Here is a 6,555-nt window from a genome sequence, read left to right as displayed (position 1 = left end):
CAGTCAGAACTAAAGTTTTGATTTATACTTTTCATTTTCTGCCATCTGCCCTCTAGCTTTTTTGTAAGATTTACCCACTGAGCGGTATTACTTACACTGTGAACTACATCTATATTTACCTGAAGTCGGAAAACTCTTCTCTAACTTGAGGATTAAATTTGCTGTTCTTCATTTTCAACCTCAATATTATCAACTAAATTTTTCTACCCTCTGGGCAATATTTGGGTGAAATAGGAGTATTTAATCAGATGGCTGACTAGGTTTCAATCTTTCCCGCCAAGAACGTTGTTTCGGTTGAGTTGGTGAAGGACGAGTAGTTTTTTTTGACTTTCACTGGTGCTGAATTTTGTGGTCTTGTTCTCACCCGTCTTCTGGTTTTAGAACTGGAACGAGATGAGTTATTTTCAGTCCGATTGCGCCGACGACGATATCTTCTATTAGTTCTTATTCTTTCCTCGGATTGCTGGTATCTACGGTTTCTTCTACGACGACGACTGCGCCGGTTATTATTTCTAGAATCTTCCTGATTATTTCTGTCTTGATCTTGCTTGTTGGGAATAGAGCGATTAATCAGGCGTTTAGGCTTGATAGGTTTGGCTTTAATCGTCCTCTTACGTCCCTTTAACTTAGGAAGAGAAGGAAACTTTTCCACATCCATATCTTCCGTTGCTGCTCTCATAAATCTCCGCCAAGCAAGAGCAGCACTAGCACTAGTACCCCGGGTTTTTCGGTTGTTATCATTACCCAACCATACCCCTGCGACTAACTGGGGTATATATCCTACAAACCACAAATCCCTAGCTTCATCAGTAGTACCAGTTTTTCCCGCTACAGGACGACGAGGTAAGTTAGCAGGAGTCCCTGTACCACTGCGAACTACTCTGCGTAGCATCCAGGTCATAATAGCAGCACTATCTTTATCTAAAGCTCTTTTGGATTTAAAATCTGCTGACCAAATAATCTTTCCTTGGCGATTAAAAATTTTCCTAATCCCATGAGGCTCTATATGTAATCCTTGGTTAGCAAAGGTACCATAGGCACTGGTTAATTCCAGTAAATTGACCTCATTGGAACCTAATGCGAGGGAATACACGGATTTAAGTTCCGATTTAATTCCCATTTTGTGAGCTAGTTCAATGGTGGGTTCAAATCCGACTTTGAGTAAAATTCTCACAGCAACTATATTAATGGATTTGGTCAGAGCATCTCTCATGCTCATCCAACCCCGGAACCTCTCATCAAAATTTTTAGGTTCGTAACCATCAACAATTAAGGGTTTATCTGGATAGCCATCATTGGGATTCCTACCACTGGCGATGGCTGCTGCATATACAAAGCCTTTAAAAGTAGATCCTGGCTGTCGCTGTGCTTGGGTAACGCGATTAAATTTATTTTTGTCAAAATCCTTACCCCCTACCATTGCCTTAATTTCACCGTTGCGGGGGTCAACAGCTACTATTGCTGCTTGTTTGAATCTTTGCCAACCTCCTTCATTGCGTAAAGTTCTAGCAACTGTCTTTTCGGCAGCTTTTTGCCATGATAAGTTTAGGGATGTTTCTACTGTTAAACCACCACCTAGTGCTTTGGCAGACACATATTTAGGTAGTTCTTTTTGAATATAACTAATAAAATAAGGAGCTTCTACTTGCCAACGTTTGGGGCGACTAACTTTGAGGGTAATGGGTTCGTCAATCGCTGCTTGTTTTTCGGCGGCGGTAATTAATTTATCTTCTGCCATCCGGTTCAATACTAGATTTCTCCGTTTGGTGGCAATTTTTATACTTACTTGGGGAGAAAATCTATTGGGTGCGGGGGGTAAAGCAGCAATGGTTGCCATCTCCCCTAGGGTCAGCGCGTCTACTTTTTTACTGAAATATACCCAAGCAGCATCTGCTACACCGTAAGCCCCGGAACCTAAATAGACCAAATTCAGATAGCGTTCTAGAATCTCGTCCTTGGTTAATTCTTCTTCCATTTTCTGGGCTAGACGAGCTTCCTTAAGTTTACGCAAAATGGTGCGCTCTTGTTTGAGGAATAATATCCGTGCTAGCTGTTGGGTGATAGTACTTCCACCTTGCACCACAGTTTGCGATCGCAAGTTATTTAATACGGCTCTGGCAATACCTTGGGGATCTACTCCATTATGTTGCTGGAATCTTCTGTCTTCGGAAGCAATAAAAGCTTGTTTAAGTTGATAGGGTATCTCCTCAATTTTGAGTTGTTCTCTAGTAACTTCTCCCTGCTGCTGTAAAATTGTGCCATCAGCAGCTTTAATCGTTAGGGTTTGCTCCCTGACCACTGCATTCAAGGCGGCTTTATCTGGTAAGGTCTTATCTAGGGAAGATACCCCGTAGTTAATAGCAATAATACTACCACCCATGCCCAACCCAGCCCATAGCCAGTAGCGTCGGTAAAGTGGTTTACCTTTACCTGGGAGTTTATCCATCACTCCTGATGAAAATCTGCCGATTCCCTTGAGTATCTGCTTGGCTTTACCAGGCTTTTTGGCTACTTTTGCTTGGGTTTTGGTTTTTGTTAAATTTTGCTGGGCAGATTCTTCATTGACATTGCGATCGCTGGCCATTAATCTGGTTTTTTCCTTAGGATGCTTATTTAATTTAGCTGATATTTCCTTGAACCAGGAGGTAATTTTAGCCACTTTTAGTTCCTCACTCCAAGTCGTTGCTAACTCATCACCATGAAATATCAGGACTAGCACACAGCCATTGTGTTAGTATAATACCCCATGAATCTAAAATATATTCATGATTAGATCGTGTTTTCTATGTAATTTTACGAAAACTTATTATAAACTCAGGGATGCAATTTTTATATTCATTGTTCCTTGAGGGCAAATACTAGAAGGACAGGGCTTGTATCCCATTAATTTCGGTCAAAGCATGAAGGATGTATATCCCAATAAAGCAGAAGATTGTATTCACAAGTGCGCTATTGCCTTGGGTAGTAATTTGGGTAATTCCCTAGAAATACTAGAAGCTGCTCTAGAAATATTATCTCAAACATCAGGAATTATTCTTCAATCCAAGTCTAGTTGGTATCAAACTAAGGCAATTGGCCCACCACAACCAGATTACTTAAATGGTTGTGCTTTACTAAGAGTAAAAATGATACCAAAATTATTATTAAAAGCTCTTTTAGACATCGAAAATCAATTTGGTCGGGTGCGTCAAGAGCGTTGGGGACCAAGAACATTAGATTTAGATTTATTACTCTATGAAAATTTAATTTTAGATACGCCAACCTTACAAATTCCCCATCCTCGTATGAGCGATCGCCCATTTGTTTTAGTTCCCTTGGCAGAAATTGCCTCAGATTGGGTTGAACCAGTTTCTGGGCGGACAATTCAAAATTTACTCCAAGATGTTAACCAGAGGGATGTCCGGCTGTTTCAGGGATGAAGGAATTAGGAAGAGGCAGGGGGGAGTAGGGAGTAGGGAGTCGGTTAGAGGTATTTTTATCTTTGGTTGCGAGATTTTTTCGTGGGAGGCTGACTTGAAATATGAGGTGATCCCAGAATCCAAAATATAAAATTTAAAATCCAAAATCCAAAATTCAAAATTCTTATGACCCCTTACACTGCTATTCTCATTGTACCTACGGGCATTGGCGCATCCATTGGGGGCTATGCTGGGGATGCAATTCCTGTTGCTAGGGTTTTGGCACAGGTTTGCGATCGCTTAATCACCCATCCGAATGTGCTGAATGGAGCTTGTCTGTATTGGAATCTACCCAATACTTTCTATGTGGAGGGTTATGGACTCGATCAATTTGCGGCTGGTAATTGGGGCTTACGTCCAGTCCATCAAAATAAAATTGGTTTACTTTTAGACCAAGGCATAGAACCAGAATTACGCCTGCGACATCTACAAGCTGCTGATGCAGCCAGAGCCACCTTGGGTTTACCTCTTACCGATTATGTAATTACAGATGCTCCCTTGAACGTAGAATTACGTACATCACTATCTGGGGCGAGTTGGGGGACAATTGGCAATCCAGATAGCTTACTCAGAGGGGCAGAAGTATTAATTAATACTGCTGGGGTGGAAGCGATCGCAGTTATTGCCCGTTTCCCCGATGAAATTGCTTCTGAGGCAGATAAAAATTACCGCCTAGGCAAAGGAGTAGACACAATTGCTGGGGCGGAAGCTGTTATTAGCCATTTAATTGTCCGGCAGTTTGGTATCCCTTGCGCCCATGCACCGGCATTTTTGCCCCCACCCCTAGAGCCAAATTTATCACCTCGTTCGGCAGCGGAAGAGTTGGGGTATACCTTTTTACCCAGTGTATTGGTAGGATTGAGTCGCGCACCTCAATTTATTTGGGGGAAAACGGATACATTTCCTCAACCAGAGGATGTTTGGGTAGATCAAGTTGATGCAGTAATTGTACCAGCCAATGCTTGTGGGGGTAGTGCTTTGCTAAATTTAAGTCAGAGGCAATGTCAAATCCTCACTGTTGAAGAGAATCAAACTCAAATACAAGTTCCTCCTCAACCCTTAGGAATGAAATCAATACAGGTTAGATCCTATTTAGAAGCGGTGGGTGTAATTGTGGCACACAAAGCAGGTATTAATCCCTCTGTTCTCAATCCTACTATCCCCCCTTTACAGTCGTTGATTATTTAGTTATTAGTTACTAGTAGAAAAAATATAAATTTTGGAGGTTAGGAGACAGTAGTAGACACTAAGATTTGATCCATACATTTTAGACAAGAAAGTACAAAAATCTTAGTACTCGAAATCACTATTTTCCCATAAACAATTACTAATTTTTAAATTCCCGTGGTTGAAAAGCAAGAACAAGAACCAGAAATTCCATACCTTACCCGTATCCAAGTTTTAGTAGCTATGGGGATAACTGCTATTTTCCTATGGATAGTTGCCAAATTATGGCTGCAAATTGGTAATATACCCCTCATGTCTTGGCGTTGGCATCCCAGAGATTTTTGGCTGGGTATAGGCTTGGCATTATGTATCACAGGTTTGAGTGGTTTAGCTTATCAACATTGGTTGGCTTATCGCAAAAGTGCTGATTACTACTTAGAAATTGTCCTGAAACCATTGGTATTACCAGATTTAATCTGGTTGGGTTTATTGCCAGGATTAAGTGAAGAATTATTATTCCGGGGTGTAATGCTACCAGGATTAGGAATGAATCACTTTGCAGTGATTTTATCCAGTTTGAGTTTTGGTGTCTTACATCTGAGTGGTTCCCAACAATGGCCCTATGTAGTTTGGGCAACAATTGTGGGATTATTATTAGGATATAGTGCCCTGTTCACTGGCAATCTTTTAGTGCCAATTGTGGCTCATATTTTAACTAATTTGCTGTCTAGTTTCTTGTGGAAGGTAAAGCAGTGATATCCATAGAGCTTGACCTAGGGATACAGCCACAGGTAATTAATCAACGCCGAGATGACATAACTATACTTTAACTGAAGGCAGAAGGCTCAATTACTGGGGGTCTTAAACCCAAACTGGGCAAGGCAAAAAGGCTTACCTTAAAACTTATTCAAACCTCCTGCCTCCTGCCCTCTGCCTTCTGCCTTGCCCGAAGGACAGATAAATACACACCTTCATATACACTCTCAGCCCTAGCCCGTAATCACCCCAGATGCACTAATGAGCAAGTGACCGTTAAAATTTCTTCAATTTTGAGTCACTGCTTTTGGTAGGCTAAACCAAAACCGCGAACCATTTTCAGGTAATGGGGAATAACCAATCTCACCACCCCAACGCTCAACCGTAATGCGACAGAAATAAAGTCCCAATCCTACTTTGCCTGTTCTATCTGTTCCTTGGGCAAACTTCTTAAACAAGTTTTTAGCAATCTCCGGTGCTACCCCTTTACCTTCATCGTCGATTGTCACCAAGATGCTATTATCATCTTGCTGTAAGCCAATTGTCACTGTAGTATTTGGTGGGCTATGACGCAAAGCGTTTTCCGTTAAATTTGTAATTACCCTTTCCAGGCGAGATTTGTCACCTACCACTTTCCAATCAGCATTCATGTTAACGTCAGCAGCAAGTTTTAGCTCTACATTATTCAGAGAAAAACTGGGAGTTAAAACGTGGATTACCTGCTGAACTATAAGTAGTGCATCTGGAGCTATTTCTGGATTGACTGTAAAAGCTTCTAAGGATTGCATTTCCGCAGAGAAGGCATTTAGTATTTCTCTAATTAGCATTTCTTGCTTCATGGTTTGCTGTCTGCCAATGTTCAGGGTTTCCCTGCCTTGAGGGGTTAAATTTTCAAAATCTAAGAGTGCAAAGCAGCAATTAATGCCACTTAATAGCCCTGCCATATCATGGATAATGCAATGTATTAATATATCCTTTTTCTGGCTTTCTTTAACGGTATATTGAAAATCTAATTGATTTTCTCGAGCTTTTTGAATAATTTGTTGTCGCTGCTGGTATTCTTCTCGTAAAGATTTGATCAGAATAATTTTTTGATTATTTATTTTAATGGCAGTAGCTTCAAAAAAATACTCGTTCTCAGATGAATCGACATGATTCCAAATTCCAGAATTAC

General features: G+C 40.9%; 4 protein-coding genes and 1 pseudogene. 3 read left to right on the top strand and 2 right to left on the bottom strand.

What is annotated here, in order from left to right; translation table 11 throughout:
* Positions 1 to 240: 240 nt before the first annotated feature.
* Positions 241 to 2,659, bottom strand: a pseudogene (locus CALSC_RS13060) (transglycosylase domain-containing protein).
* A 241-nt stretch (positions 2,660 to 2,900) separates the two neighbouring features.
* Here CALSC_RS13060 and folK point away from each other — a divergent pair.
* From folK to CALSC_RS13045, 3 genes are all read left to right on the top strand, one after another.
* Positions 2,901 to 3,419 carry a 2-amino-4-hydroxy-6-hydroxymethyldihydropteridine diphosphokinase gene (folK, locus tag CALSC_RS13055; protein ID WP_088241772.1) on the top strand — a complete coding sequence of 173 codons (519 nt, stop codon included), beginning with the start codon at positions 2,901 to 2,903 and terminating at the stop codon, positions 3,417 to 3,419.
* Between the two features lie 165 nt (positions 3,420 to 3,584).
* Positions 3,585 to 4,646, top strand: a complete 1,062-nt coding sequence (locus CALSC_RS13050; protein ID WP_088241771.1) for a DUF3326 domain-containing protein — start codon at positions 3,585 to 3,587, stop codon at positions 4,644 to 4,646.
* Positions 4,647 to 4,802: 156 nt separating this feature from the next.
* On the top strand, positions 4,803 to 5,381 hold the full coding sequence (locus CALSC_RS13045; RefSeq protein ID WP_200817628.1) for a CPBP family intramembrane glutamic endopeptidase: 579 nt from the start codon (positions 4,803 to 4,805) through the stop codon (positions 5,379 to 5,381).
* A 287-nt stretch (positions 5,382 to 5,668) separates the two neighbouring features.
* Here the strand turns inward: CALSC_RS13045 and CALSC_RS13040 are convergent.
* Positions 5,669 to 6,555 (bottom strand): sensor histidine kinase (locus tag CALSC_RS13040; RefSeq protein ID WP_143288246.1); only part of this gene is annotated, 887 nt, incomplete at its 5' end.

The sequence above is a fragment of the Calothrix rhizosoleniae SC01 genome (assembly GCF_900185595.1).
GTDB classification, from domain to species: Bacteria; Cyanobacteriota; Cyanobacteriia; order Cyanobacteriales; family Nostocaceae; genus Calothrix_A; species Calothrix_A rhizosoleniae.
This window is presented reverse-complemented; position numbering and strand designations above follow the sequence as displayed.